This window comes from Streptomyces bottropensis ATCC 25435 (assembly GCF_000383595.1).
GTDB lineage: Bacteria > Actinomycetota > Actinomycetes > Streptomycetales > Streptomycetaceae > Streptomyces > Streptomyces bottropensis.
In genome coordinates this window covers 1,218,456-1,244,529 of the sequence record NZ_KB911581.1, presented here as the reverse complement: position 1 = coordinate 1,244,529, position 26,074 = coordinate 1,218,456, and the positions used below count along the sequence as shown (strand labels likewise).

Annotated in this window: 23 protein-coding genes; 6 read left to right on the top strand and 17 right to left on the bottom strand. The window is 72.5% G+C overall.

All coding sequences use genetic code 11. From position 1 onward, the window contains the following. Positions 1–213 precede the first annotated feature (213 nt). The 6 genes from STRBO_RS0105630 to STRBO_RS0105605 form a co-directional block, all read right to left on the bottom strand. A complete protein-coding gene (locus tag STRBO_RS0105630; RefSeq protein WP_037627053.1) occupies positions 214–1,467 on the bottom strand; it encodes an amidohydrolase in 1,254 nt (417 codons plus the stop codon). Positions 1,468–1,953: 486 nt separating this feature from the next. Beyond that, positions 1,954–3,036 carry a low temperature requirement protein A gene (locus STRBO_RS39915; protein ID WP_020113901.1) on the bottom strand — a complete coding sequence of 361 codons (1,083 nt, stop codon included), beginning with the start codon at positions 3,034–3,036 and terminating at the stop codon, positions 1,954–1,956. Between the two features lie 269 nt (positions 3,037–3,305). Beyond that, the gene (locus STRBO_RS0105620; protein ID WP_005480962.1) at positions 3,306–4,412 is read right to left on the bottom strand and encodes a hypothetical protein; all 1,107 of its coding nucleotides are present in this window, start codon (positions 4,410–4,412) and stop codon (positions 3,306–3,308) included. Positions 4,413–4,467: 55 nt separating this feature from the next. Next, complete coding sequence (locus tag STRBO_RS0105615) at positions 4,468–5,406, bottom strand: N-acetylneuraminate synthase family protein (protein ID WP_005480963.1); 939 nt, start codon at positions 5,404–5,406, stop codon at positions 4,468–4,470. 13 nt (positions 5,407–5,419) lie between these two features. Then, positions 5,420–6,760, bottom strand: coding sequence for an N-acylneuraminate cytidylyltransferase (locus STRBO_RS0105610; protein WP_005480965.1), 1,341 nt, complete (start codon positions 6,758–6,760; stop codon positions 5,420–5,422). 35 nt (positions 6,761–6,795) lie between these two features. Next, the gene (locus STRBO_RS0105605) at positions 6,796–8,148 is read right to left on the bottom strand and encodes a DUF6716 putative glycosyltransferase (protein ID WP_005480966.1); all 1,353 of its coding nucleotides are present in this window, start codon (positions 8,146–8,148) and stop codon (positions 6,796–6,798) included. 198 nt (positions 8,149–8,346) lie between these two features. On the opposite strand from STRBO_RS0105605, the gene STRBO_RS0105600 reads away from it, so the two are divergent. The 4 genes from STRBO_RS0105600 to STRBO_RS0105585 all read left to right on the top strand — a co-directional run bounded on the left by STRBO_RS0105600 (position 8,347) and on the right by STRBO_RS0105585 (position 13,008). Continuing rightward, complete coding sequence (locus STRBO_RS0105600) at positions 8,347–9,324, top strand: glycosyltransferase family 2 protein (protein ID WP_005480967.1); 978 nt, start codon at positions 8,347–8,349, stop codon at positions 9,322–9,324. Next, positions 9,321–10,655, top strand: coding sequence for an alpha-2,8-polysialyltransferase family protein (locus STRBO_RS0105595; protein ID WP_005480968.1), 1,335 nt, complete (start codon positions 9,321–9,323; stop codon positions 10,653–10,655). Before STRBO_RS0105600 ends, STRBO_RS0105595 begins: the two co-directional genes overlap by 4 nt. A gap of 7 nt (positions 10,656–10,662) precedes the next feature. Continuing rightward, positions 10,663–11,802: an acyltransferase family protein gene (locus STRBO_RS0105590; protein ID WP_005480974.1), complete on the top strand. Its 1,140-nt coding sequence runs from the start codon at positions 10,663–10,665 to the stop codon at positions 11,800–11,802. A gap of 288 nt (positions 11,803–12,090) precedes the next feature. Then, positions 12,091–13,008, top strand: coding sequence for a class I SAM-dependent methyltransferase (locus tag STRBO_RS0105585; protein ID WP_005480976.1), 918 nt, complete (start codon positions 12,091–12,093; stop codon positions 13,006–13,008). Positions 13,009–13,287: 279 nt separating this feature from the next. Here STRBO_RS0105585 and STRBO_RS0105580 read toward each other — a convergent pair whose 3' ends face one another. Next, entirely contained in the window at positions 13,288–13,962 is a 675-nt protein-coding gene (locus STRBO_RS0105580; protein WP_005480978.1) for a TetR/AcrR family transcriptional regulator C-terminal domain-containing protein, read from the bottom strand. 75 nt (positions 13,963–14,037) lie between these two features. Here STRBO_RS0105580 and STRBO_RS0105575 point away from each other — a divergent pair, with 75 nt between their 5' ends. Further along, a complete protein-coding gene (locus STRBO_RS0105575) occupies positions 14,038–15,567 on the top strand; it encodes an FAD-dependent oxidoreductase (RefSeq protein ID WP_005480980.1) in 1,530 nt (509 codons plus the stop codon). Positions 15,568–15,596: 29 nt separating this feature from the next. Here the strand turns inward: STRBO_RS0105575 and leuE are convergent, their stop codons facing one another. Further along, a complete protein-coding gene (leuE, locus tag STRBO_RS0105570) occupies positions 15,597–16,250 on the bottom strand; it encodes a leucine efflux protein LeuE (protein WP_005480982.1) in 654 nt (217 codons plus the stop codon). 48 nt (positions 16,251–16,298) lie between these two features. Next, a complete protein-coding gene (locus tag STRBO_RS0105565) occupies positions 16,299–17,879 on the bottom strand; it encodes an acyl-CoA mutase large subunit family protein (RefSeq protein WP_005480984.1) in 1,581 nt (526 codons plus the stop codon). Positions 17,880–18,096: 217 nt separating this feature from the next. Between STRBO_RS0105565 and STRBO_RS0105560 the strand changes: the two genes are divergently transcribed. Continuing rightward, entirely contained in the window at positions 18,097–19,026 is a 930-nt protein-coding gene (locus STRBO_RS0105560; protein WP_028796473.1) for a L,D-transpeptidase family protein, read from the top strand. Positions 19,027–19,330: 304 nt separating this feature from the next. On the opposite strand, the gene STRBO_RS0105555 is transcribed toward STRBO_RS0105560, so the two are convergent. The 8 genes from STRBO_RS0105555 to STRBO_RS0105520 form a co-directional block, all read right to left on the bottom strand. Next, positions 19,331–20,626, bottom strand: coding sequence for a hypothetical protein (locus STRBO_RS0105555; RefSeq protein ID WP_202499713.1), 1,296 nt, complete (start codon positions 20,624–20,626; stop codon positions 19,331–19,333). Further along, positions 20,626–21,312, bottom strand: coding sequence for an RNA polymerase sigma factor (locus STRBO_RS0105550; protein ID WP_020665497.1), 687 nt, complete (start codon positions 21,310–21,312; stop codon positions 20,626–20,628). Before STRBO_RS0105550 ends, STRBO_RS0105555 begins: the two co-directional genes overlap by 1 nt. A gap of 327 nt (positions 21,313–21,639) precedes the next feature. Continuing rightward, positions 21,640–22,428 (bottom strand): hypothetical protein, encoded by a 789-nt coding sequence (locus STRBO_RS40875; RefSeq protein WP_005480992.1) that lies wholly within the window; start codon positions 22,426–22,428, stop codon positions 21,640–21,642. After that, the gene (locus STRBO_RS0105540; protein WP_005480994.1) at positions 22,425–23,015 is read right to left on the bottom strand and encodes an RNA polymerase sigma factor; all 591 of its coding nucleotides are present in this window, start codon (positions 23,013–23,015) and stop codon (positions 22,425–22,427) included. Before STRBO_RS0105540 ends, STRBO_RS40875 begins: the two co-directional genes overlap by 4 nt. A 202-nt stretch (positions 23,016–23,217) precedes the next feature. Next, positions 23,218–23,646 (bottom strand): hypothetical protein, encoded by a 429-nt coding sequence (locus STRBO_RS0105535; RefSeq protein WP_020113899.1) that lies wholly within the window; start codon positions 23,644–23,646, stop codon positions 23,218–23,220. 119 nt (positions 23,647–23,765) lie between these two features. Further along, complete coding sequence (locus tag STRBO_RS0105530; RefSeq protein WP_020113898.1) at positions 23,766–24,362, bottom strand: hypothetical protein; 597 nt, start codon at positions 24,360–24,362, stop codon at positions 23,766–23,768. Between the two features lie 85 nt (positions 24,363–24,447). Beyond that, positions 24,448–24,984: a hypothetical protein gene (locus tag STRBO_RS0105525; protein ID WP_005481000.1), complete on the bottom strand. Its 537-nt coding sequence runs from the start codon at positions 24,982–24,984 to the stop codon at positions 24,448–24,450. A 90-nt stretch (positions 24,985–25,074) separates the two neighbouring features. Continuing rightward, positions 25,075–25,836 carry a DUF4328 domain-containing protein gene (locus STRBO_RS0105520; protein WP_005481002.1) on the bottom strand — a complete coding sequence of 254 codons (762 nt, stop codon included), beginning with the start codon at positions 25,834–25,836 and terminating at the stop codon, positions 25,075–25,077. Between the last annotated feature and the right edge of the window lie 238 nt (positions 25,837–26,074).

Below are 26,074 nucleotides of genomic sequence, written 5' to 3'. Positions count from 1 at the left end.
TTTCGACTGGCCGTTATCCATTCGTGCCGGTGGCCGTTACGTCCTCGTGAACCATGGGATCGAAAGGGATCTTATGGACACAGCGCCTCTCCCGCCCCTCGCTGTGCGTGTACGAGGGGTGACGTCAGCGTGAAGGTGCGCGCTCCGTACGGTGATCGTACGGACACGCGCACCAGGCTGCCGCGAGGGTCGGCGGGGCGCAACCGGAGGGGTTTACCGGCCTGCCGGGTCCAGGGCGCGCATGCGGGCGTCGAGGAGGGCGGCCGCGGTGAAGAGTTCCACACCCACGGTGATGGCGTGCTCGTCGGCGTCGAAGTCGCCCTGGTGGAGGTCGCGGACGGTGAGATCGCCCGGACGGCGGACACCCAGGCGCGCCATCGCGCCCGGGACGTGCTCCAGGTACCAGGAGAAGTCCTCGCCGCCGAGGCTCTGCTCGGTGTCCTCCACGGACCGGACGCCGCGGCGGGCGACCATCGAGTCGTGCAGCAGTTCGGTGACGACGGGGTCGTTGACGACCGGCGGGACGCCCCGGATGTAGTTGATCTCGGGCTTGGCTCGGTGCATGACCGCGACCTCCTGGACCGCCTCGTGGATCAGGTCGGGGGCCTGCCGCCAGGCGTTGATGTCCAGGCAGCGGACGGTGCCGGAGAGTTCGGCGTGCTGCGGGATGACGTTCGGGGCGTGCCCCGACTCGATGCGGCCCCAGGTCACGACGAGTCCGGCGCGGGCGTCGAAGCGGCGGGCGACCAGCGCGGGGACGTCGGTGACGACCCGGGCGGCGGCGGTGACGAGGTCGGTGGTGAGGTGGGGGCGCGCGGTGTGGCCGCCCGGCCCGTCCAGGGACAGTTCCAGCCGGTCGCACGCGGAGGTGATGGGGCCGTGGCGCAGGCCGATGAAGCCGGCGTCGACCCTCGGGTCGCAGTGCACCGCGATGATGCGGCCGACGCCGTCGAGCGCGCCGCTCCTGATCACGTCGGCGGCACCGCCGGGCAGGACCTCCTCGGCGGGCTGGAAGATCAGCCGGACAGGGCGGGGCAGCTGTCCCCTGCGGTGCAGGTCGGCGAGGACGAGGCCGGCGCCGAGGACGACGGTGGTGTGCACGTCGTGGCCGCAGGCGTGCGCGCGGTCGGGGACGGTGGAGCGGTAGTCGCAGTCGACCTTGGTGTCCGGGATGGGCAGGGCGTCGATGTCGGCGCGCAGGGCGAGCGCGGCGCTGTCGGTGCCGTTCCAGTCGCCGATGTCACAGATGAGTCCGGTGCCGCTGTCGAGCACGCGCGGGCTGAGGCCGGCCTTCTCCAGGCGGGCCTTGATCGCGGCGGTCGTGCGGAACTCCTGGTTGCCGAGCTCCGGGTGCATGTGCAAGTCGCGGCGGAAGGCGACGAGTTCGGCACGCAGGGCTTCCGGCAACGTGCCGGGGAGCGATGTTTCGGCTTCCCCTGGCAGATCTGCCTCGGACTCTCGGGACATCAGTTGGTTCACCCTCTGAAGGGTAGGGCGATCGGGCGACCTTCTCACCCTCGATCAACAAAAAATCAGCCCGTAAGGGGAAGATTTCCGGTCGCGCGACGCATACGTATTGGCAGGGATGGGTATACCCGGCCGCCTCTTCGCGGGCGGGCTGACCTCGGAGAAGGGAGCGCCGGGGTTGCCCGCGATTCCCATGGTCCAAACGTCCGGGGGTGCCCGGCCGATTCCCACCCTCCACGGATACCACGTCCGGCCCATCGCACTGTCCCGGAACCATCACCGCCGCATGCTGGTTCCGCTACGGCCTGTGTGCGACGCGGTGGGCGGGGAGGCGGCGCGAGCGGCCGACACGTGGGCGGTGGCCTGCGGCTGCGGGGGTGAACCGGGGGCCGGGGCCGTGGCGTGCGGGTGGCCGCTGTGGGCGTGGTGGGGGTGACAGGGATCACGGGGGTGACGGGGGGCGCGGGGGTCGACGGGCGCGCTTCCTCAGTCCCCGGCGGCGCCGCCGCCCCGTGCTGCGCGGCCCTGGACGAGCAGGACCGTGGCGATCGTCGCTGTCAGGCCTGTCAGGGCTGCCAGGGCCGGGACGAGGGAGGTCAGGGGTCCTGCCGCCAGGCAGAGGGCGGCGCCGGTGAGGAGGGCCGGGGCGTGGCGGCCCGTGGTACGGAGCCGGATCGCGGCGGAGCCGAGCAGGAACAGGCCCGTGCCGCCCGCCAGGGCCCAGGCGGGCATGCCGTGGAGAGGCTCGGCAAGGCCGTAGTGGGCCGTGTCGGCGACCTGGTGCAGGGTCGTCTTCATGCCGAGGGCGGTGACGACGATGCCGGCCACCAGCGGCAGGTGCAGAAAGGTGTACGTGTCGCGGGCCAGGACCGTGCGGTCGTCGCCGGTCAGTTCGGCCAGGCGGTGTTCGGCCGGTTCGCAGACGCCGTGGAAGTACAGGCGCCAGAGCGCGGCGGAGACCAGGAGGCCGAGGGCCGCCGCGGCCACGACGGGGGCGGAGACCGGGTAGCCGGTGACCCCGACGCCGATCGCGACGATGGACTCGCCCAGCGCGATGATGACGATCAGACCGTGGCGTTCGGAGAAGTGGGCGGGGGACGCCACGCGCCAGCCCGACCGGCCGGTGACGAAGATGCCCGCGTAGTCGATGACCACCGCCGCCAGCCAGATCAGGGTCCGGGTCACGCCGTCGAAGGCGGAGCCCACGAGCAGCAGGGTGAAGGGCGGAAGCACCGAGAGCAGGGCCGTACGGCGCAGGGTGGCGTGCAGGGCCGCGTCGCCGGGGTCGGAGAGCCAGTAGGTCACCAGGTGGAGGCCGCGGACCGCGCCGTAGCAGACGACGAACAGCACGGGGGCGTAGAGGCCGCCCGGGGCGTCGTCGTACACCTCGGGGACCGTCAGGGAGACGATCAGGACGACCGTCATCACCGCCACCAGCACCGCGGCCATGCCGCCCGTGTCGGCGCGTACGACGTTGCCGAGCCAGGCGAAGCAGCACCAGCACCACCACAGGAGGGCGAGGACGACCATGCCGCCGAGCAGGCTCAACGCGGTGGGCCGGTCGGCCATCAGGGCCGTGACCTGGGTGATGGCGTAGACGAATCCATCGAGAACTAGCCGAAGAAGAGTTCGGCGGGGGTGACCCGGTGTCCGTCCGCCGTGGGCGCCAGCCGCGCGCGTTCGCCGTGTGTCGTCACCACTCCCCCTTCGGGGAGGGCACTTCGCCTCCCCCGTCACGCGGCACGATAGGCGCGGTCCGGCCGGGGAAGCGACGGCTCCGGATCCCCCCGGAGCGAACACGGTTCAGGGCAGTCGGCCCGGGGCCGCCGAGGCGCGGCTCAGGCCGACACCACCGACGACAGCCGGTGGACGTCCCGTGCGGTGCCCGTGACCCCGGACAGGAAGCCCTGGGCGCGGGGGGAGGCGTTCTCCGTCAGCCAGCTCGGGTCGATGTCGCAGACCGCCACGCGTACGTCCGTGCCGGCGAGCGCGAGCGGCAGGGTGTGGACCACGGTCGAGGGGAAGCTGAGGATCGTCCGGCCGATGGGGCCGCGGCGGGCGATGAGTTCGAGGGGGAGATCCGGGCGGACGATCTCCAGTCCCGTCTCCGCGGCGAGGGCGTGGAGTTTCTCGGCACTCTCCCGGCGGTGGGCGAAGTAGCGGGTGGCGCCGTGGGTCTTGGCGAGGGAGCGGACGGCTTCGAGGTAGCGGTCGCCGTCCACCACGCCGGTCTCCACGAGGGACGTGCCCACGAGGTCGGCGCCCTTGGTGATGCGGGGCGGGCCGAAGCGGGACCGGGTCCAGGCGAAGTCGTTGGCGGTGACGAAGACGCCCTCGGGGGTCTCGTCGATCGGCATGGCGGAGAAGACCTCGACGCGTCTGCCGGCGGCCGGGGTGAGGCGTTTGCGGGCCTTGGAGGAGACCGGGGCGAAGATCAGGTCGCGGGGGCCGGGCCGGCCGCCCTTGCGGTGCCAGCGCACGAGGCGCTCGCCGCGGGCCAGCTGCGAGACGAACTCCATGGTCGCGGTGCCGTCGTCGACGACGACGACGTCCCGGGCCCGGGTGATGGTCAGCAGGAGCTGGACGTAGCGGGAGAAGGGGTCGCCCAGGACGATGCGGCTCGCGGCACGCAGCAGCGACGCGAGGCCGCCGATGGTGCGGAAGGGGGCGGCGGTGCCGCCGCGCGCCTCCTCCCAGCGCACGTTGTGCCCCTCGTCCCGGGCCAGCTCCGCCATCCGGCGGAGCTGGCCGCGGGTCATCGGGTCGTTGGGCGACAGGACCACGAGGGTGAGTCCCGCGCCGCCCCGCCGGAAGGGCCCCGCGCCGGGGTCCTCGGGTGTGCCGAGGGCATGGGCGTGCGCCCACTCCAGCACGTTCAGCAGCTGTACCGGGCTCTCGACGAAGGCGAGGGTGTGGGGGCCGGCGGTTCCGGCGCGGCGGCTCATCGACGTACGACCGTCCCGTAGTGAGGGAGACCCGTGGTCAGGGATGGAGGGAGACTCAGACCGCGACCGGCTCGCCCGCCGCCGCCGCGATCTCCGCCTCGGCGACGACGCCGGAGACACGGCGCAGCTTCTTCATGGGGCCCAGCTCGGAGTCGTAGACCTTCTTGACGCCGTCGCCGAGGGAGGCCTCGATGGTGCGGATGTCGCGGACGAGGCGGGTGAGGCCGCCCGGCTCGACGGAGGCGGCCTGGTCGGAGCCCCACATCGCGCGGTCGAGGGTGATGTGGCGCTCGACGAAGGTGGCGCCGAGGGCGACGGCGGCGAGCGTGGTCTGCAGGCCCGTCTCGTGGCCGGAGTAGCCGATCGGGACGTTCGGGTACTCGGCCTGCAGGGTGTTGATGACGCGGAGGTTCAGCTCCTCCGCCTTGGCCGGGTAGGTCGAGGTGGCGTGGCAGAGCAGGATGTTGTCGCTGCCGAGGACCTCGACCGCGTGGCGGATCTGCTTCGGGGTCGACATGCCGGTGGAGAGGATGACCGTGCGGTTGGTGGAGCGCAGGGCGCGCAGCAGCTCGTCGTCGGTGAGGGAGGCGGAGGCCACCTTGTGGGCGGGGACGTCGAACTTCTCCAGGAAGGCGACGGCCTCGGTGTCCCACGGGGAGGCGAACCAGTCGATGTTCTTGCTCTTGGCGTACTCGTCGATCTGGCGGTACTCGTCCTCACCGAACTCCACACGGTGGCGGTAGTCGATGTAGGTCATGCGGCCCCAGGGGGTGTCGCGCTCGATGTCCCACTGGTCGCGGGGGGTGCAGATCTCGGGGGTGCGCTTCTGGAACTTGACCGCGTCGCAGCCGGCCTCGGCGGCGGCGTCGATCAGCTTGAAGGCGTTCTCCAGCTCACCGTTGTGGTTGATGCCGATCTCACCGACGACGTAGACGGGGTGGCCGGGGCCGGCGGTCTTCGAACCGAAGGTGCGCAGACGGGAGTTGGTGCTCATGACGGAGGATTCCTTAACTGGTGAGGGAGTCGAGAGAGTCGAGGGAGGGGCCGAGGATCCAGCCGGCGATCTCCCGGATCGCGCCTTCACCGCCGGGGACGGTGGTGACCGCGCGTGCGGCGCCGCGTACGACGTCGTGGGCGCTGCCGACCGCCACGGGCCAGCCCACGAGGGCGAAGCACGGGAGGTCGTTGACGTCGTTGCCGACGTAGAGCACGCGCTCCGGCGCGATGCCCTGCTCCTCGCACCACTGCTTCAGTGCGAGGTCTTTGCGGTCGATGCCGTGCAGGACCGGGAGCTTGAGCTTCCGGGCCCGGGCGGCGACGACCGGGTTCTGTTCCGAGGAGAGGATCAGCATCTCCAGGCCGCTCCTGCGGAGGGCCGCGATGCCGAGTCCGTCGCCGCGGTGCACGGAGACGAACTCCCGTCCCTCGGAGTCGATCAGCACCCTGTCGTCCGTCTGGGTGCCGTCGAAGTCGAGGACCACGGCGTCGATGTCGTCGCGGGTGGGAAGGGCGCCGGGCCGGTTCGCGTCGAAGAGCGGTGCGAGGGCCTGGGCGCGGGCGAGGTCGTGCGGGTCGTCGATCTCCAGGACCCGCGCGGGGTCGGTGCGCACGAGTTCCGTGCGGCCGAAGAAGCGGTGCTGGAACTTGCGCAGCCCGGCCGCGTCCATGGCGTAGGCGGCGCCGGTCTCCAGCAGGTCCTGCGGCCGGTCCTGGCGGCGGGGGCGGAAGGACTTGTCGTGGTTGACGCCGTGGCCGCCGGCCGGGGCTCCGGCGAGGTCCTCGGTGCCGTGCGCCGCGGGGGCGTGGCCGCCGGCCGGGGTGTCGGCGAGGGCCGCGGCCGCCGCGCCGTGCGGGGCGGCCGCGGACTCCTCGGTCGTGTCGCGCCAGACGAAGCCGTGGAACGGGGCGACGGTGAGGGCGGTGTCGGCGCCGTGTTCGACGAGGGCGCGGGTCACACCGTCGATGTCCTCGCGCAGGATGAAGGGGCTGGTGCACTGGACCAGCAGGACGACGTCGACCGAGGCGCCGTGCAGGGCCTCATGGGCGTCCAGGGCGTGCAGGACGGCGGCCTCGGAGGTGGCGGTGTCGCCCGCGATGGCGGCGGGGCGGAGCACGACCTCGGCGCCGGACTCGCGGGCCGCGGCGGCGATGGCGTGGTCGTCGGTGGAGACGACGACGTGGGTCACCAGCCGGGCGGCGAGGCACTCACGGACCGCGCGGGTCACCAGCGGAACGCCGCCGACGGGGGCGAGGTTCTTCGCGGGGACGCCCTTGGAGCCGCCGCGCGCGGGGATCACGGCGAGGACGCGGCGGGCGGAGGCCGCTCGGTCCGCTTCCGGGTGGGGCATGGGCTGTACTCCTTGCGCAGTGGACAGGTGGCGGCTCACAGCTCCCCCATCCGGCGGATGACGGGTGCCACGCGCTGCACTCCGTGGCGGTAGGCGCCGCGCGCCGCCCGGCGCACGATCTGCCGTACGGGCCCGGCCTGCCGCTCGGCGGCGGGCGCTCCGGGCAGCGGGGCGCCGTCGGGGCCGAGGTGGTGGCGGGCGAGGATGCCGGGCAGATAGCCGGGCGCGGTGACGGGGGTGTAGTACGGGGCCAGGGGCGGCAGTTCGGCGGCCCCGACCAGCTCGGCGATGCGGTCGCGGGCGGCGTCGAAGGCCGTGCTGTACGAGCCACCCCCGGAGCCCCCGGCGGCGACTCCCTGCCGGGCCACCCACCGCGGGTCCGGCACCGGCTCGTACCCGGCGTCCAGCTGGTCCCAGGAGGCGAGGCAGCCGGAGCCCACGAAGTGGTGGTTGCCGAGGGTCTCGCGGATGCCGAGGTCGGTGAGGACGACGGTGGGGATCCGGCGGTGCAGCGACTCCAGGGCGGCCGTGGAACTGACGGTGACCAGCAGGTCGGTGCTGTCGAGGATCTCGCCCATGTTCCCGTAGGCGAGGCGGAAGTTGGCCGGCAGACCGTCGGGCTGTTTCTCCGCCAGCTTCTGGTACGGGAGTTCCTCGATGTGCGTGGTGTGCTCGCCCGGCCTGGAGCGCAGCTTCAGCAGCACCTCACGGTCCGGGTGCAGCCTGGCGTGCCCGATCAGCCGGTTCAGCAGGTAGGTGCGGTCCCGGCGGTTGTCCGGGACGGACGGCTGTACGGCGAAGACGACCGTGTAGGGCCCGCGCCCTTGCTCCGCGGACGGGTCCTCGGCGCCCGCGTAGGTCCTGCCGCCCAGGAAGGGCAGCGCGACCTCGGTGACCGAGGAGGCGTCGGCGCCCACGCCCTCGTAGACCGCCCTGAACCGGTCCGCGTCCTGGCGGGAGTTGGCGAGGACGAGGTCCGCGCCGTGCCGCAGCAGCAGACCGTCGGCGAGCTTCTCGTAGACGACACCGACGTACCCGGTGACGACCACGGGCCGCTTCGTTCGCCCGTCCCAGGCCCGGCGCAGGCCGTGCAGCATCGCCTGGACGCCCCCGCCGACGAGGGAGAGCAGGACGACGTCGTACGCGGCCTCCTTCATGGCGCGCAGGAATTCGAGGCCGGTCACCTCGCGCAGGGAGTCGGGGCGGACGCCGACCTCCTCCAGCTGGCGGGCCGTGGGTGTGGCCCGGCCGCGCAGGAGGAAGCCGTCCAGGCGGATGTCCGACTTCTCCGGAGCGAGACGGTGCGCGGTGAGCGCGCCCCATTTCCACCGGGTGTCGGAATCCGCGAGTACGGCGACTCGCAGGGTGTTCGTAGCACTTGCTGGCACATCGAAGACGCTAGGAAGCGATTCCGTTGAACGGCCCAACCTGAATGCAACAAAGGGTTAACAGCACATCGCCGGACGGCGAATCAGGGCGCGAAAGCCGGCGGAATGCACCTGGTTCACGGTTCCGCCACGCGTCGTTCACCTGACATCAAGCGGGTGGTCAAGACGAATGCCGGAGGGCCCCCTAACGTCACGGGGGTGGTCAAGCTCTCCGTCATCGTGCCGTTCTACAACGTGCAGCAATACGCGCCCGACACCCTGAAGAGCCTCGGAGCAAACGCTCGTGAGGATTTCGAATTCATTCTCGTCGACGACTGCTCGCGCGACGAGACACCGGACATTCTCGCGCGCGCGGAGCGCGAGTTGCCGGGGGCGGTGTATGTCAGACACGAACAGAACGGAGGACTGGCGACCGCGCGCAACACGGGCATCGACAACGCCCGCGGTGAGTACCTGACGTTCCTCGACGGGGACGACTGGCTCGCCCCCGGCTACTTCCCCCGACTGCTGGGCGCCATCGAGGACCTGGGCTGCGACTTCGTGCGCACGGACCATGTCCAGTGCACCGGGCGGGCCCGCTCCGTCCACCGGGTGCCCAACGGGCGCCGGGGCGTGGTGATGAACCCGCGGGACGCGATCCTGCCCGCCGACCGCTCCACCTCCGTCGACTACGCGTTCGCCTGGGCGGGCATCTACCACCGCCGGCTGGTCGACAAGGGCGTCCTGCACTTCACCCACGGGCTGCGCACCGCCGAGGACCGGCCCTGGATCTGGAAGCTCCACCGGGAGGCCGAATCCTTCGCCACGGTGGGGCTGCTGGGCGTCTTCTACCGGCGCGGCGTGGCGTCCTCGCTGACCCAGATCGGCGACGTACGGCAGCTCGATTTCATTCGCGCGTTCGACCAGGTCATCGAGGAGACGGCGAAGGACCGGGACGCGGACAGACTTCTCCCCAAGGCCGTGCGCACCTATTGCGCGATCATCTCCCACCATCTGGGATCCATCGAAAGGTTCGAGCCGGCGGTGGCACGGAAACTGAAGTCGATGAGCGCGACCGCGCTGCGCCGCATGCCGCAGGACGTGCTCGACGAGGCCCTGGACTCCATGGACGTCCAGCGCGCCACCCGGCTGCGCCGGCTGCGCCGCCGTCCCGCCGCCACGGGGGTCGCCGCGTGACCACGCAGATCTTCATGGCGTCCACGCTGTACGGCACGGCCACACTGGCCGCCGCCCTGGACACCGAGTGCTTCCGCCCCGCCGCCCGGCGCATCCTGCTGATCTCCAACAACGCGGCGACGCCGGAGACGGCGCCCGGCCTGGACGAGATGCCCGGCTTCGATCGGCTGAGCGCCCGCTTCGACGAGGTGATCTCCTGGAACGAGACCATCTCCCCCTTCCACCCCGGCGGCTGGTCCCCGCGCCAGGACGACGTACCGCTGTGGGAGCGGCATCTGCGGCTGCTGTGGAACCTCGGCGACGACGACGTCGAGCTGGCCGTGGAGTCCATCCAGGTCCATCCGGCGCTCGGCTTCACCCAGATCTTCACCGGGGCCCCCGTGACCGTGTACGCGGACGGCCTGATGAGTTACGGGCCCACCCGCAACAAGATCGACCCGCTGGTCGGCACCCGCATCGACCGCCTCCTCCACCTGGACCTGGTGCCGGACCTGAAGCCCCTGCTGCTCACCGAGTTCGGGGTCGGGCCGGAGATCGTGCCGACGGACGCCTTCGTGAAGGTGCTGGCGGAACTCCTCGACACCGGTGACGAGTTGCCCGCGATCGAGGAGCCCGCGCTGCTGCTGGGCCAGTACCTCTCCGCGCTCGGCATCCTCACCGCCGAGGAGGAGGAGGACCTCCATGTGACGATGCTGAAGGGCGCGGTCGCGCTCGGTCACACGCGTGTGGTGTTCAAGCCGCACCCGAGCGCCCCGGCCCGCTGGTCGCGCGGTCTGGAGAAGGAGGCGGAGCGGCTCGGCGCCGATCTGACCGTGCTGGACACGCCGGTCCTCGCCGAGGTGCTCTACCAGCGGATGCGTCCGGCCCTCGTCGTCGGCTGCTTCTCCACGGCCCTGCTCACCGCGTCCGCGCTGTACGGCCTGCCGGTCGCCCGCGTCGGCACCGGCACCCTGCTGGACCGGCTCGCCCCGTACGAGAACAGCAACCGGGTGCCCGTCACGATCGTGGACGCGCTGCTGCCGGAGCTGGGCGACCGGGACGCGGTCACCTCACAGAAGCCGGGCCCGGCGGTCACGGACCTCGACGGTCTGGTCCGGGCGGTCGGTTTCGCGATGCAGCCGAAGATCTACCCGTCGCTGCGCGCCGAGGCCGAGGCGTATCTGACCCGGCATCTGAGCGCGCACACCCTGCGGTACTTCAAGCGGCGCCGACTGACCTCGCTGGGGCTGCCGGGCGGTATCCCCGTCCAGCTCGCGTTCATCCCGCGCAACGCCACCGTGCGAAGAGTCGCGCGGCGGGCCCGGTCCCTCAAGCGAGCCACGCTGGGGTGAACCCCGGGTGACTTCCTCGACAGAGACGGCCGACCGGGTCGAGCCCCGGACCGACACGACGCCGCGCCCCCGCCCCGGCGGGGCCGTGGCCCGGCCCCGGCTGTACGCCCTGGACGGGCTGCGGCTGCTCGCCGCGCTCTGCGTCGCGGCCTATCACTACGGGGGGCGCGACGGGGAGATCGCCAAGGCGTGGGGCGCCTCGCCCGCCGTGCAGTTCCCCACCGCCCACGGCTTGTTCGCCTACGGCTGGGCCGGGGTACAGGCCTTCTTCGTGATCAGCGGGTTCGTGATCTGTGCGAGCGGCTGGGGGCGTTCCGTCCAGTCCTTCCTCGCCTCCCGCGCGGCCCGCCTGCTGCCGGCGTACTGGGCGGCGGTGATCCTGGTCGCGGCCGTGTTCGCCCTCCCGGGCATCGGCTTCGCGCGGGTGTCCGTCAGCGAGTTCCTGGTCAACCTCACGATGCTGCAGACGCCGCTCGGGGCGGACCGGGTCCTGGGCGTGTGCTGGACGCTGTGGGCCGAGGTCCGCTTCTACGTCCTGTTCGCACTGTGCGTGGTCCTGCCCGGGGTGACCCGCAGACGCGTGATCTGGTTCTGCGGCGGCTGGACGCTGGCCTCGGTCCTGGCGCCGGCCGCGAAGGAGCCGCTGCTGGACATGGTCCTGATGCCGCAGTACGCCTCGCTGTTCATCGGCGGCTTGGGCCTCTACCTGGTGCACCGCGACCGCCGGGACACCACCGCCTGGCTGGTCGTCGTGTTCAGCCTGCTGCTGAGCCAGTACCGCACGGTCGAGGACATGTGGCACGCCCCGGACGCGGAGTTCTTCTCCTACCGCCCCCAGCTCGGCATCGTCCTCGCGGTCGGCGTCGGCTTCGCGGCCGTGGCGGCGGTCGCCCTGGGCCTCCTGCGGCGCCTCGACCGGCCCTGGATGGCCACCGCGGGCGCCCTGACGTACCCGTTCTATCTCGTGCACGAGCACCTGGGCTGGCCGGTGGTCCGGGCGCTGCACCAGGGTCTGGGCGTTCCGTCGTCCGTGACCGTCGCGCTCACGGTGGCGCTGATGCTGACGCTCGCGTGGCTGCTGCACCGGTGGGTCGAACGTCCGTTGCAGCCCTGGTTGCGCGCGTCACTCGCGGGACGCCGCGGCTGAACCGTTTCTGAACCTGGAATTGGCCCACTGTTCATCCGGCCCGAGGATTCGACATCACCTCGGCGGTAAGGCTCCGCAGCATCCTTGACCAGGCCATAGCCGTCTCGTAGGTTCCAGGCCCGTTCACCAGTTCATGGGCTCCCAGTTCGTGGGTTCACCAGTCCCTCCTTCCACCCGTCCGCCCATAACCCGCTCGGCCGTCTCCTGCCGCTTGTGCGCATATCGCCTGTTCGTCTCGTCGACACAAGAGAGTCTTCTGTCCTCATGGCCTCTGAAACGACCTCTGAAATGACCTCTGAACACGGCACGATCCGACTCCCCCGGGAACTCGACGATGTTCCCGGCTGGTTTCCGGTGCTCGACCAGCTGCTTTTCGACTGGCTCCTGAACCGGCAGGAGGTCACGGGCGGAAAAGGCGATCTCCTGGAGGTCGGCGTCTACATGGGCAAGAGCGCCATCTTCCTTGGCCGGCATCTCCAGGAGGGCGAGGCCTACACGGTCTGCGACCTCTTCGAGAGCGACGCGCCCGACGACGCCAACGCGGCGGAGGCCACCAAGTCCTACCGCAGTACGCTCACCCGCCGGGCCTTCGAGGCGAACTACCTCTCCTTCCACGACGAGCTGCCCCGCGTCCTGCAAGGCCCCAGCTCGATCGTGCCCGGCGAGGTCGAGCCGCGTTCCTGCCGCTTCGTGCACATCGACGCCTCGCACCTGTACGAGCATGTCGCGGGCGACATCACCGCCGCGCGGGACCTGCTCCTCCCCGGCGGCCTGGTCGTCCTCGACGACTTCCGCTCGGAGCACACCCCCGGGGTCTCCATCGCCGCGTGGGAGGCCGTCCTCAACCGGGGCCTCAACCCGATCTGCCTCAGCACGCAGAAGCTCTACGGCACGTGGGACGACCCGGAGCCCGTCCAGGAGGCCCTCCTGGAGATGGTCGGACGCCGGGACGACTGCCACATCAGCAAGCAGCAGGCGGCCGGCCACCGCATCATCCGCCTCAAGTCCAAGGGCATGCGGGCCCCGGCCTTCCCGAAGTCCCGCCACTGGACCCCGCCGGAACCACCGAGCCCGGCAGCCCTGGCTCCGAAGCCCCCCGCCCGCCCACGTCCACCGCGGAACCCCGCCCGCAGACTCGCCGTGGACCTGCTGCCCCCGCTGGTGACGAGGACGATCAGAAGGGCGAGGGCGGGCAAGAAGCGGTGAGGGGGCGGGGCGGCGGCTGGTCTCCTGCCCGAGGCTGGACCGGTCACGGGGCGCGAGACGTGTGACGGGGCGCGGGACCGGTCGCGGGACGCGGACGAGTCGCGGGGCTCAGGATCGGTCGCGGAGCGCAAGGCCGGTCACGGAGCGCGGGATCGCTGCCGGGGACGCGCCCCGTAAGGGGCGCGGGGAACTGCGCGGCCGGCCACACACCACCGTCAGCCGCCCCCAACCGGCCTCACCACTCTCTCCGCGCCCACCACGCAACGGAACCCGATCCCCTCAGCTCCCCCCACTCCCCAGCAGCACCACCGCGACGCCCGCCACGACCGCCTCCAGCCCCACCTCGAACCCCCGCTCCTGGTCCCGGAACATCTCCCACCCCGCCTCCACGGCCAACGGATACCCCGCCAACCGCTCGGCCCGCGCGGCAAGGTCGTACCTCTCCCCGCCCCGCACCGGGTCCGGCCCCATCGACTGCTCCTCGATGACGTAGCCGATCGTGTAGCTGTACGCCGTGAACCAGGCCCGCGCGGCCCCCGCCGGCGAGAACCCCGCGGCCGTGAGCATGCGCAGGCTCGCCTCCATCGGCGCCGCGTACGACAGGTCGGTGAAGTGCGTCCCGCTGTACACCTTCGCGCCGTCGCGGTACCGCAGAAGGTGCTCGCGCAGCCCCCGCATCCGCGCCCGCAGGGCCTCCTGCCAGCCGGCGCCGTCCTCGCCCCCTGACGGCATCCCGGCCCAGTCCGCCGCCATGCGCCGCACCATCTCGGTGGCCATCTCGTCGAGCAGGTCCTGCTTGTTCTTGAAGTGCCAGTAGAGCGCGGGCGCCTGGACGTCCAGCTCCTTGGCGATCAGTCGGAGGCTCAGCCCCTCCAGACCGACCTCGTTCAGCAACCGCAGGGCCGCTTCGGCGACCTGTGCCTTGTCCAGCTTCGGGTTTTTCCTGGGAACCACGTTGACAGCTTAACGGCGTTAAGCGCATGCTGCTGCACGCAGCCTTACTTAACGACGTTAAGGAGACCGGAACCCATGAGCGCAACCACCCACGCGACCAGCCGCGCGACCACTCCCACCCCGCTGACGACGGACGTCCTGATCGTCGGAGCCGGCCCCACCGGCCTCGCCCTCGCCGTCGACCTGGCCCGGCGCGGCATCGGCGCCCAGCTCGTGGAGCGGGCCGCCGGGCTGTTCCCCGGCTCACGGGGCAAGGGGATGCAGCCCCGGACCCTGGAGGTCCTCGACGACCTGGGCGTCCTCGACGCGATCCGCTCCGCCGGCGCCCCCGCCCCGGTCGGCATGGTCTGGAGCGGGGGGAGCCGGCAGGGCGAGCACCGGATGTTCGACGTGTCGGCACCGACGGAGGCCGAGCCGTACCAGGGCCCCTGGCTGATCCCCCAGTGGCAAACGCAGCGGATCCTGCTGTCCCGCCTGCGGGAACTGGGCGGCGACGTCGCCTTCGGCCGGGAGCTCACGGGACTGACCGAGGACGCGGACGGAGTGACGGCGTCCTTCACCACCGGGCCCGAGGTCCGCGCCCGCTACGCCGTGGCCGCCGACGGGGGCCGCTCCACCGTGCGGCGCCTGCTCGGCATCGGCATGACCGGCGAGACGGTCGACCCGAGCCCGACCCTGGTGGCCGACATCCGCGTCCCGGCCCTCGACCGCGACAACTGGCACCTGTTCCCGCCGGCCGGTGGGCACGGCTTCATGGCGCTCTGCCCGCTCCCCGGCACCGAGGACTTCCAGCTGGCCGCGAACTTCCCAGACCCGGGCACGGTGGTCGACCTCTCCGCGGACGGCGTCCGCAAGGTCGTCGCCGCCCGCTCCCACCTCGCCGCCGAGGACGTGACCGAGGTGGGCTGGGCCTCGGACTTCCGGCCGCGGGCGGCGCTCGCGGACCATTTCCGTGCCGGGCGCGTGTTCCTCGCCGGGGACGCCGCGCACGTCCACTCACCCGCCGGGGGCCAGGGCCTCAACACCAGCGTCCAGGACGCGTACAACCTGGGCTGGAAGCTGGCCGCGGTGGTGCGGGGCGACGCGGACGGGACGCTGCTGGACACGTACGAGGAGGAGCGGCGCCCGGTGGCCGCCGCCATGCTCGGCCTCTCCACCCGGGTGCACCGGGGCGAGCAGCGCCGGGGCCGGGACACCCAGCAGCTGGGCCTCGGCTACCGGGACAGCTCCCTGTGCGTCGACACCCGCGAGAACCTGCCCCCGGACGCCCTCCGCGCCGGCGACCGCGCCCCCGACGGCCGGCGCGGCGGCGTACACCTCTTCGACGTCTTCCGCGGCCCGCACTGGACCCTGCTCACGGTCGGCACGGCCGCCTCGGACGGCACGCACGCCTCAGACGGCGGCGCGGACCGCAGGGACGCGACGGCGGACCGGCCGCACCCGTCGGCGCCGGCGTGGCCGGAGAACGTGCGCCGGGCCCACATCCCGCCCTACGAGGCCTACGGCACCGGTGTCTTCCTCATCCGCCCCGACGGCTATGTCGGCTGGGCCGGCGAGACCCCGGCCGGTCTCCCGGCGTACGCGGCCGCGACGGGTCTCGCCTGAGCGAGGCCCCGGCGATACCCGGGCGAGGTTCAGGCGCTGCTCGCCAGCGACAGCTTGACCGCGAACCCGAGGAACATCGCGCCCGCCGCCGAGGTGGCGCCCGCCGACAGCGCCTTCCGCCGGCGGAAGGTGGCGGCCAGCCTGGTGCCGCTGAATATCAGCGCGCTCAGGTAGAGGAAGCTGGCGATCTGGGCGAGGGCGCCGAGCACCACGAAGGAGAGGGCCGGGTAGGCGTACCCGGGGTCCACGAACTGCACGAAGAAGGCGACGAAGAACAGGATCGCCTTGGGGTTGAGCAGACTGGTGACCAGGGCCCGCCGGAACGGCCGTTCCCCCTCGACGGCCTCGCTCCCCGCCCCCTCGGACGACCGCTCGTGGCGGCTGCGCCACATCCCCCACGCGGCCCGCAGCATCCCCACCGCCAGCCAGGACAGATACCCGGCGCCCGCGTACTTCACGATCCCGAACAGCACGGCGTTGGCCTGCAGCAGCGAGGCCACCCCCGCCGCCGACAGGGTCATCAGCACGGCGTCCCCGACCCACACCCCGGCGGCGGCCCGGTACCCGGTCCGTATCCCGCGCCGGGCGGCCACGGACAGCACGTAGAGGGAGTTGGGGCCGGGCAGGAGGACGATCAGGACGAGTCCTGCCAGATAGGTGGGCAGGTCAGTGACTCCGAACATGGAAAGGAGTGTCGCACGGGGGTATGACACCCGGGTCCGGCGTCCGCGTCAGAACGCGTCGCCGGGGACGTAGGTCCCCCAGACCTCCCGCAGCGCGTCGCACACCTCGCCCACGGTGGCGCGGGCCCTGAGGGCTTCACGCATCGGAGGGAGGACGTTGTCCTCACCCTCCGCGGCCTTCTTCAGGGCGGCGAGAGCCGCGTCCACCGCCGACCGGTCGCGTGCGGCGCGGAGCTTCGCCAGCCGTGCCGCCTGCTGGGCCTCGATGGCCGGGTCCACCCGCAGCGGCTCGTAGGGCTCCTCGGCGTCGAGCCGGAAGCGGTTGACGCCGACCACGACGCGTTCGCCGGAGTCGGTCTGCTGGGCGATCCGGTAGGCGGAGCGTTCGATCTCGCCCTTCTGGAAGCCGTGCTCGATGGCGGCGACCGCGCCGCCGAGGTCCTCGACCTTCCGCATCAGCTCGACGGCCGCCGCCTCCACGTCGTCGGTCATCCTCTCGACGACGTACGAACCCGCGAACGGGTCCACCGTGGCCGTCACGTCCGTCTCGTAGGCCAGCACCTGCTGTGTGCGCAGGGCCAGGCGGGCGCTCTTGTCGGTCGGGAGGGCGATCGCCTCGTCGAAGGAGTTGGTGTGCAGGGACTGGGTGCCGCCCAGTACGGCCGCGAGGCCCTGGACGGCCACGCGGACGAGGTTGACCTCCGGCTGCTGGGCCGTCAGCTGCACGCCGGCCGTCTGGGTGTGGAAGCGGAGCATCAGGGACCTGGGGTTCCGCGCGCCGAACTCCTCCCGCATCACCCGGGCCCAGATCCTGCGCGCCGCGCGGAACTTGGCGACCTCCTCCAGGATCGTCGTGCGGGCGACGAAGAAGAAGGAGAGGCGGGGGGCGAAGTCGTCGACGTCCATCCCCGCCGCGACCGCCGTGCGCACGTACTCGATGGCGTCGGCGAGGGTGAACGCGATCTCCTGTGCGGGCGAGGCACCCGCCTCGGCCATGTGGTAGCCGGAGATCGAGATGGTGTTCCACCTGGGGATCTCGGTCCCGCAGTACCGGAAGATGTCGGCGGTCAGGCGCAGGGAGGGCTTGGGCGGGAAGATGTACGTCCCGCGCGCGATGTACTCCTTCAGCACGTCGTTCTGGATCGTGCCCGTGAGCCGGTCGGCCGGTACCCCCTGCTCCTCGCCGACCAGTTGGTACATCAGCAGCAGCAGGGCGGCCGGCGCGTTGATCGTCATCGACGTCGACACCCTGTCCAGCGGGATCCCGTCGAACAGCACCCGCATGTCCTCGACGGAGTCGATCGCCACGCCCACCTTGCCCACCTCGCCGTGGGCGATCGGGGCGTCGGAGTCGTGGCCCATCTGGGTGGGCAGATCGAACGCGACGGACAGCCCCGTCGTGCCGTTGGCGATCAGCTGCTTGTAGCGCGCGTTGGACTCCGCCGCCGTACCGAACCCCGCATACTGACGCATCGTCCAGGGCCGGCCGGTGTACATCGACGGATGGACACCACGCGTGTAGGGGTACGCGCCGGGGTCGCCGAGCCGCTCCGCCGGATCCCAGTCCCGCAGCGCCTCCGGCCCGTACACCGGCTCGATGGGCAGTCCTGACTCCGACTCGCGCGCCATGGTGTGCCTCCGTCCTGCCGCCGGTGCGGACCCTCGCTCGCCACTCACCCGTACTGACGCTCGCGACGGACTGTGGCGGCGAGTCAGCACCCGGTGGAGCGGTCCTGGCTGGGACCTTGCTCACAACCATGCCCGTTTGTTCGCGGCGGGTCACGTCCGGGAAACCTGTCCGGGAGAGTGACCGGCCGCGGCGGATCATGAGAAGACGGGGGCCCCGATGCGTACCAGGGACATGCGGAGATCGATGGCCGCGCTCGCGGCACTCGCCCTGGCCGGCGCCTGCACGGCCCAGGGCATCGAGGTGCACGGCGACCAGCGCGGGCCCGTGCGCGTCGACGTGACCGGCACGCCGAGCGGCGCCCCGAAGCAGGACACCGGCGACCGGGACGGCGGCGGGGCCGGCGCGCGCACCGGTGCCGATGATGCCGACAGTGACGATGACGCCGACGGTGACGGCAAGGGACGGCATGAGCAGACCCCACCGCCCAGGGCCTCCCCCACTCCCACCGTCGCCCCCACGGTCCTGTGGGCCAGGGGTGACGAGGGACTGGACGTACGGGAACTGCAGGCCCGGCTGCGGCAGATCGCGTGGCTCTTCACCGGGCCCACGGGGACGTACGACGACCCGACCGTCCAGGCGGTCAGGGGCTTCCAGGGCAAACGCGGGCTGCCGCGGACCGGGAAGACGGACAGCGTCACCTGGGCGCGGCTGCTGAACATGACACGGGAGCCCGGCAAATGGGACCTGTACGCCTACGGCGGACAGCCGGCCGCGTCGCCCGACCCGCGGTGCCTGACCGGGCGGGTGCTGTGCATCAGCAAGACGAGCCGCACACTGCGCTGGATGGTGGACGGCCGGACCCTGACGACGGTCGAGGTGCGCTTCGGCTCGGAGTACACACCCACGCGCGAGGGCGTCTTCAGCGTCTACTTCAAGTCCCGTGACCACGTGTCGACCCTGTACGACACGCCCATGCCGTACGCGATGTTCTTCAGCGGCGGCCAGGCGGTTCACTACTCCGCCGACTTCGCGGCCCGCGGCTACTACGGGGCCTCGCACGGCTGCGTCAACGTCCGGGACAAGGCGGCGATCGCCCAGTTGTTCGCGCAGGTCAGGAACGGCGACAAGGTCGTCGTGTACTGGTGACGACAGCGGCCGGACGGCGAAGGGACACCAGATCGAGTGACGTGCGTCACATGACGCATAGCGGGAGGGTGCCTCGCGCGTCAGGGGAAGTACGGGGTCACGGGGGACCACGGGGGTAATGGGGCGCGGGCGGGACCGGGGGAACGTGTCCCGCCCGCGCCGAGGTGCACGAGCCGTAGGTACGGGGGGAACCCCGGCTCTGTGCGACGGCCGATGACCAGTCGGCTCACTCATTACTGCGCCGGGGCGGCCAAAAGTGTTACCCGTTCCGCGAAAGAATTCGGAGCGGATACGAAGACGCAGGTCAGGAGGGGTCTGTGCGCGTCTGCCCGGTGGGGGCGGGGCCGACGCCGAAGCCGACCGGGGTCACCGCCGCGAACTGGCCTCGGTGACCGCTGCCACCGCTGCCCTTCCCGCCCTTGTTCCCCTTGCCGCCCTGCCCGCCCTGGTGGCCCTTGTTCTTGCCGCCCTTGTTCTTGCCGTCCCCGTGCCCGAGGCCCTTGCCGTCGCCCCGGCCGTTCCCGTGGCGGCTCTTGCCGTTCCCGTGGCCGCCTCGGCCCTTGCCGTGGTGCGCGTCGTCGTCATCGTCGTTGCCGTTGCCCGACCGCGCGCCCTTGTCGCCGCCGACCGACGGGCCCCCGTTGTCCGAGGCGCCCGTTCCGGTGCCCTTGCCCGTTCCGGCACCCCGCCGCTTCGCGTTGCCGGAGCCGCCGGGGTTGACGGAGCCGCCGGACAGGACGTTTTCGCAGTACCGCTTCAGCTGCCCCCGGCCCCTGCCGCCCGCCGCGTCCTCCAGGCCGCGGCGGCGGTCGGCGTCCAGTTCCTTGCCGTCGCGGACGTCACGGCAGGCGGAGGTCACCTTCCGCCACCACTCCGGGGTGGGCTGCCCGTCCCGCCCGCTCTCACCGGACCGCTCATCCTCGTCGGCACCGCCGGTGCCCTCGCCGGAGAGGGCGCCGCCCTTCGAGGAGGGGGCCGGAGACTCGTCGGGCACTCCCTGGCCCCACGCCCCGCGCCTGTCGTCGCCCTTCTCGGTGTCGGGCGACGGTGACATCAGCGGCCGGTCCGGCGACTGGCCGGCGGAGACGGTGGCGGAGGGTTCCGGTTCGTCGCCGCGGAACGCGCCCAGCGCGCCACCGCCGGCCACCACCGTGACCCCGCCGAGCATCCCGGCGGCCACCGCCGCGGCCAGCCCGAACCGCACCGCGCGGCCCCAGCGGGCCCGTCGGCTCGCCGACGAGGCGGACGTCCGCGCGGGTCGGCCGAGGTGGACGACACCCACGTCGGCCGCGGGCGAGGCGGTGGGGTGCGTAGGGCCGCCATGGCCGGGCTCCGCGGCCCGGCCGCTCTCACCGGAGTCGGGCGCAGGCGTCCAGGAAGTCGCGCGGGCGGTGCGGAAGGCGGCCAACGCGGCCTCCTCACCCGGGAGTTCGGGATCCGGCGAAGGCTCGGGCGCGGCCTCCGCCGCCAGGGCGCCGAGCGCCTCGGCGAGCCGGTCGGCACGGGCACGGGTGTCGGGGTCGACGGCTTCGAGCGGCTTCCCGCTCAGCAGCCGCTCCGCGGCGTCGCGGTTCAGCCACCTGTACTGCTCGTCGGCCATCACACATCCTTCTGCGTCCGCGAACGCGTATGCGTCACACCGGCGGACGTGGCCGCGCGCACGCGCGCGGCTCTCGGTCGGGGCACGGCGTCCAGCGGACCCCTGGATTCCGGGTCGGTCTCCGACGCCGTCTCCGGATTCTCCCCGATCAGTTCGGCGAGCCGTTTCAGCCCCCGGTGCGCGGCCGTCCGTACGGCTCCCGCGCGCTTGCCCAGTGTCGCCGCGGCGGTCTTCGCGTCGAGACCGACGACGACGCGCAGGACCACCGCCTCCGCCTGGTCCTGCGGCAGCTGGGCGATGAGCGAGAGCGTGCGGCCGGTCGCCAGGGACTCCATCGCCTCGCCGGCCGTGTCGGACTCGGCCGGCTTGGCGGTCAGCTCGGTCTCGTCGCCGCCTATCGCGGGCCGGCGGCCCCGCATGCGTATGTGGTCCAGGGCCCGGTTGCGGGCGATCCGCGCGGCCCAGCCGCGGAACCGGTCGGCGTCTCCGCTGAACCGCTCCAGGTCACGGGCTATCTGCAGCCAGGACTCGGAGGTGACGTCCTCCGCGTCCGGATCGCCGACCAGCGTCCGCACATATCCGAGCAGCCGTGGGTGCACCGAGCGGTACACAGTCCGGAACGCGGTCTCGTCCCCGTCCTGTGCCGCAAGCACCGCGGCGGTCAGCTCCGCGTCGTCCCCCAGCACCCACGCGCCCCTTCCTCGATCGATGGTCGCGGTCTCGGGACCGCTGTGGTTGCGGTGGTCTTCCGCCATCCACGATCCGGCGCGAAAGGCACGTTACGGCCTGAAACCGTTGACCGTCCACGTCCGTAGAACATGCAACTGACTCGTGATGCGGCGAGGTGTGACAGAAAACGGGGGCGCGGCGCTGTAGGGAGTACGGGTCGCCGCGCGGCCCGTGCCGCGCGACGGTCGGGGCCTCTCCTGTGGGGGGTGGCGGCCCCGGCCGTTGCCATCGGCGGAGTCGGCCGGGTGTCTTGCGAGTACGGGGGTCTTGCGAGCACGCCGGCCTCACTTCGTTTCCGGGCCCCGCGTTTCGCCGCCCGGCTTCCGTCCCGCGCCCGCCGCGTCGCGTTCCGCGACCGCCGGACGCCGCCCCTCGCCTCCCGGCCCCCCGGGCTCGTTCGCCGCCCTTGACGCGTCGGGGCCGGTGAGGCGGGACGAGAGCCTCGGCTTGTCGCCATCGCTACTGCCGTTGCCCTGGCCGTTGCCGTCGGGCTTGCCGCCGCCGTTGCGCGGTCGGTCGGCGCTGCCCGGCTGCCGGGACGCGGCGGGATTCCGGTCCAGGTCCGGGCGGTCCGCGATGGAGGGCCCGGGACGGGCGGGAGCGCTGTCGGCCGTACGGGGACGCCGCTCCTGGCCTCCGTCGCGCGCGTGCTCCCGGCCGGCGCCTTCGTCGTCGCGCGCGGCCCCGACCGCCGCGAAGGCGACTCCGCCGAGGGTGAGGCCCGCCAGCAGTACAGCCAAGGTGGTGCGGATCGTGCGGATCGACAGCTGCACGCGGCGCCGCGCGTTCGGCCGCCAGTCGTCGCGCCGCCGGGTACGGGCCGTACGCGCCCCCGCCTCCCGCGCAGCCAGAAAGGCCGCCACCGCCCGCGCCTCCCCCACGCTGTCGGCCTCGCCGCCACCGCGCACGGCGGCGGCGAGAAGGGGGGAGACGCGTTCGACGGAGGGCGTGGTCACGCCGTCGGACAGGGAGGCAGGGCCCTGGTCGTCACGCGGGTGCCCTTCCCGGTCGGCGGACGCGTGGCCGCGGTGGTGGGTGTCTGCGCCGTGCCGGCCGTGGTCGCTGTCGGTCATCTCGACTCCCCCAGCGTCCGGGGGCCGTCATCCGTCACACCCTCGCTCCGCAGGAGCTGGGCGAGTCGCTTCAGCCCCCGGTGCGTGGCGGTACGGACCGCGCCGGGGCGTTTGCCGAGGACACGGGCGGCGGCGGGGCCGTCGAGGCCGACGACGACGCGCAGCAGTACGGCCTCGGCCTGATCGCGGGGCAGCCGGGCGACGAGTGCGAGCGCCTGCTCGGTGGAGAGGGTCTCCAGGGCCTGGTCCGGGGTGCTGTGCGTGCCCGGCAGCTCCAGCAGGTCGTTCTCCAGCGCGGTCGCCCGGGGCCGGACCCTCTGGCGCCGCAGATGGTCCAGGGCCCGGTGCCGGGCGATGGTCGCGCTCCAGCCCCGGAACCCCGCCCCGTCGCCCTTGAACCGCCCGAGGTCCCGCGCTATCTCCAGCCAGGCGTCCGAGGCGACGTCCTCCGCGTCGTCCCCGACGATGCCGCGCAGGTACCCCAGCAGTCCGGGCTGCACGAGCCGGTACGCCACCGCGAAGGCGGCCTCGTCCCCGGCCTGGGCCCGCGCGACGGCCGCGCCCAGTTCACCGTCGTACGCCTGCACGCGCAGAGGTTCCCCTCCCTGGCCGCAGGCTGTCCGAGCCAGTGCCGAGTCGGTGCCGGGATGGCGTTGCGGGGACCGTCCCGGCCGCCGCCAAGCCCCCATGGTCATCTGCGCCGGGCTCCACGGAAGTGTCACACCGTCGGCCTCCGCCACGTCGGCCCCGCAGCGGACCCGCTCACCCGCTCCGACGCGCCCGGCCACGTCAGCCGGACGGCATCGCGTCACGGCACAGCAGCCGCAGCGACCCCTCGCCGGCGAAACAGCGCCGCGCCTCGTCCAGCGGATCCCAGAAGCGGCCGTCCCAGGTCCGCACCCAGAACCCCCCGCCCGACGCGACCCACTCGCCCCCGGCCCACCGCACGACGACCTCACCGCCGTACGCCCCGAACCCCCGCAACGCCCCCTCCACGGCGGCGTAGGGCGCGCCCTCCCGTCGTATCTCCTCGATCATCCGGTCCACCCGCCACAGACTCTGCGTCGAGTAGTCGAGGCGCACCCGCGCCCCTTCCCGCATCATCGCCACCGCGTCGGCCGCCCACCGGAGGGGCTTCGCCGCGCTCGTGGGCCGGCTCCCGAGGCTCCCCGGCGCGCTGGGGGCATCGCCCGAACTGAATGTCTGCTGTGCGCTCACACTCGGGAAAGCGCCCGCCCCGCGTGAGACGTTTCGCGATTTCCGCGTGTGCGCGACACCGGCGCAGGACCGCCACACCCGGCCTCAGGACACCCACAGGACCTGCCAGGAACCGAGGTTTACCGCCCCGCCCCGCGCGCCCGCCGCGACACGACCGCCCGCAGCACGCGCCGCCCCTCCGTGGCCACACCCAGGGCCTGGCGCACCCCCGCCGCCCCGTGCTGCGCGAGCAGTTCGAGCACGACGACCTGCCGGCGCAGTTCGGCGGCGACGAGAGGGGAGGCCCCCTCGGTGCGGCCGGCACGGCAGTCCGCCACCGAGTCCTCTCCCCCGGCGTCCAGCGGGTCGAGCAACTGATGGATCCTCAGCGCGGAGACGGAGCAGACCTCCGCCCACGCGAGCAACGCGTCACCGGACCGCTCGTCGGGAACCGCGTCGAGCATCCGACGGGCCAGCAGGACCACTTCCGCACCGGAGGCGGAAGCCGCACCAGCACCGACACCCGCACCTGCATCGGCATCGGACGAGGCCAGTTCACCCCGCGCCTTCGCGGCCTTCTCCCCCCACCCCTCGCCGTCGTCCACGAGTCCCGCCCACAGCGGACGCAGGACCTCGTCGTCACCACCGAGAAGCGGTACGCAACGGTCCAAACAAGCCAACCCGCTTGCCGCCAGACCGCGTTCGTCGGCCTGGGCCAACAGCTCCACCAGGCTCATCACGCCTCCCCTGTATCCCGCTCGACCACACCCCGGTTATACGGAGCCCGCACTTCCCCTTACTGCGTGCGACGGCGCGGGAGTGTCACAGAGGGACGACTCCGAGCCGGTCGAGCAACCGGAACAGAATGTTTTCAGCCAGGGGGTCCGCCGGTCCAGGCTCTGAGGTCAACACATCGACCAGCGCCTGCGCGTCGACGGCCCGTCCGGCCTCCGCGGCCCAGGCGACGGCACGTTCGGCGGCGTCGCGCGGTTCGAGGAAATAGTCCTCGACGGTGAGCCCCTCGCCGTCGCCCAGATACGCGGCCATGGCCCGTCGCGCGAGACACGTGGTCCACGCGCCGCTCTCCGGCCCGGCGGCCTCGACGACCACACAGTCGCTGTCCATGACGTAGCCGAACAGCGCGGGCGCCCCCGTCTCCCGGGCCAGCGTGTTCATGTTCCCGACGTCGCCGGCCGCCGTCGCGGTCTCGGCACCGGGCGCGCCCGTCGGATACGCCCACACCTGCCAGTCACCGGCCGCCGTCGCGCACAACGTCAACCCCTTGGCCCCGCCCAGCGCGTCCAGCCCCGAAAGACGCTGCCCGCTTCTGCCCACGACGTAGTACCCCCAGTACCCCATAACGGGAATACACCACACACGTACGGCAGTTCGCGCCCGGAATCGGGCAATCCGCACGGTTCCGCGCAGACGGCCCACAGGGGACCGGGCTCACACGGTGCCGGGCTCCGGCTCGCGCGGACCGCTGCGCGCCCTGTCGTCCTGCATCCGCGTGAGCGCGAGGACGAAGAGGGCGGCGAACACGGCGGACACGATTTCGAGAGAGTCCGCGAACAGCATCTGCCGAGCGGCCACCCGGTACTCCTCGATCTCCTCCGCCCTGAGGTACGCCCGGTCCCCGGCCTCCCCCGCGAACAGGCTGAGCAGCCACAGCGTCCACCAGGTGTTGACGAGCGCGTGCGACCGCGGCTTCTCCCACGGGCTGCTCGCGTCCCAGCAGTCGATCGCGATCCGGCGCGGGAACCACAGGTTCACCACCGGCACGAACCAGCCGCCGATCGCCCAGCCCCGCTTCTTGCGATGCCCGAAGGGGTCGAACACCTCGGCGTTGACCCGCACCCGGTGGAACCACACCAGGAAGACGACGATCGCGGCGACGTAGGTGAGCGTCTGGAGAATGCCCGCCAGCGCGACGAGCCCGTCCGCCCGGTCGGAGTCGCGCTCCAGGGCCACGCTCCAGTCCTCGCCGGCCAGCCGGTCCGACACGTCGAGGAGCGAGAGGTCCGCCCACACCGCGACCACGTCCGCGGCGGCGACCGCGCCGAGCAGGATCGCCACCGCCCGCCCGAGCGCCACCGGCGACCGCAGCCAGGCGGGGCCGTGCGGCGACTGGATGGGCAGCTCCGTGCGGGTCGCGAGCGGCGGGGCGGCCGGGTACGTCACCGACGGGTACGTCACCGACGGGTACGTCACCGACGGGTACGTCGCCGGATACGCGGCCGGCGGCGTAGACGCCGGGCGCGCATCCGCCGAGCGCGGAGCCGCCGCGTCGCAGCCCCGGCACAGCTGTCCGCCGGGTGTCGCGGTGTGGTTCCCGCAACGCGCACAGTTCATCGTTGAGAAGCCCCCGTGTGATCGGAACGCGCGCCGAACGCGGTCCTCCCCAGACCCTCGCACTCGGCGATCAGAACACGCGGAACATACGGTTTCC

Bases quoted from the DNA above. Each gene is read 5' to 3' on its own strand.
- STRBO_RS0105525 (WP_005481000.1), bottom strand. From the start codon at position 24,984: ATGGGGTACTGGGGGTACTACGTCGTGGGCAGAAGCGGGCAGCGTCTT.
- STRBO_RS0105585 (WP_005480976.1), top strand. From the start codon at position 12,091: ATGACCTCTGAACACGGCACGATCCGACTCCCCCGGGAACTCGACGAT.
- STRBO_RS39915 (WP_020113901.1), bottom strand. From the start codon at position 3,036: ATGGCCGACCGGCCCACCGCGTTGAGCCTGCTCGGCGGCATGGTCGTC.
- STRBO_RS0105575 (WP_005480980.1), top strand. From the start codon at position 14,038: ATGAGCGCAACCACCCACGCGACCAGCCGCGCGACCACTCCCACCCCG.
- leuE (WP_005480982.1), bottom strand. From the start codon at position 16,250: ATGTTCGGAGTCACTGACCTGCCCACCTATCTGGCAGGACTCGTCCTG.
- STRBO_RS0105620 (WP_005480962.1), bottom strand. From the start codon at position 4,412: ATGAGCCGCCGCGCCGGAACCGCCGGCCCCCACACCCTCGCCTTCGTC.
- STRBO_RS0105615 (WP_005480963.1), bottom strand. From the start codon at position 5,406: ATGAGCACCAACTCCCGTCTGCGCACCTTCGGTTCGAAGACCGCCGGC.
- STRBO_RS0105555 (WP_202499713.1), bottom strand. From the start codon at position 20,626: ATGGCCGACGAGCAGTACAGGTGGCTGAACCGCGACGCCGCGGAGCGG.
- STRBO_RS0105560 (WP_028796473.1), top strand. From the start codon at position 18,097: ATGCGTACCAGGGACATGCGGAGATCGATGGCCGCGCTCGCGGCACTC.
- STRBO_RS40875 (WP_005480992.1), bottom strand. From the start codon at position 22,428: ATGACCGACAGCGACCACGGCCGGCACGGCGCAGACACCCACCACCGC.
- STRBO_RS0105630 (WP_037627053.1), bottom strand. From the start codon at position 1,467: ATGTCCCGAGAGTCCGAGGCAGATCTGCCAGGGGAAGCCGAAACATCG.
- STRBO_RS0105610 (WP_005480965.1), bottom strand. From the start codon at position 6,760: ATGCCCCACCCGGAAGCGGACCGAGCGGCCTCCGCCCGCCGCGTCCTC.
- STRBO_RS0105530 (WP_020113898.1), bottom strand. From the start codon at position 24,362: ATGAGCCTGGTGGAGCTGTTGGCCCAGGCCGACGAACGCGGTCTGGCG.
- STRBO_RS0105565 (WP_005480984.1), bottom strand. From the start codon at position 17,879: ATGGCGCGCGAGTCGGAGTCAGGACTGCCCATCGAGCCGGTGTACGGG.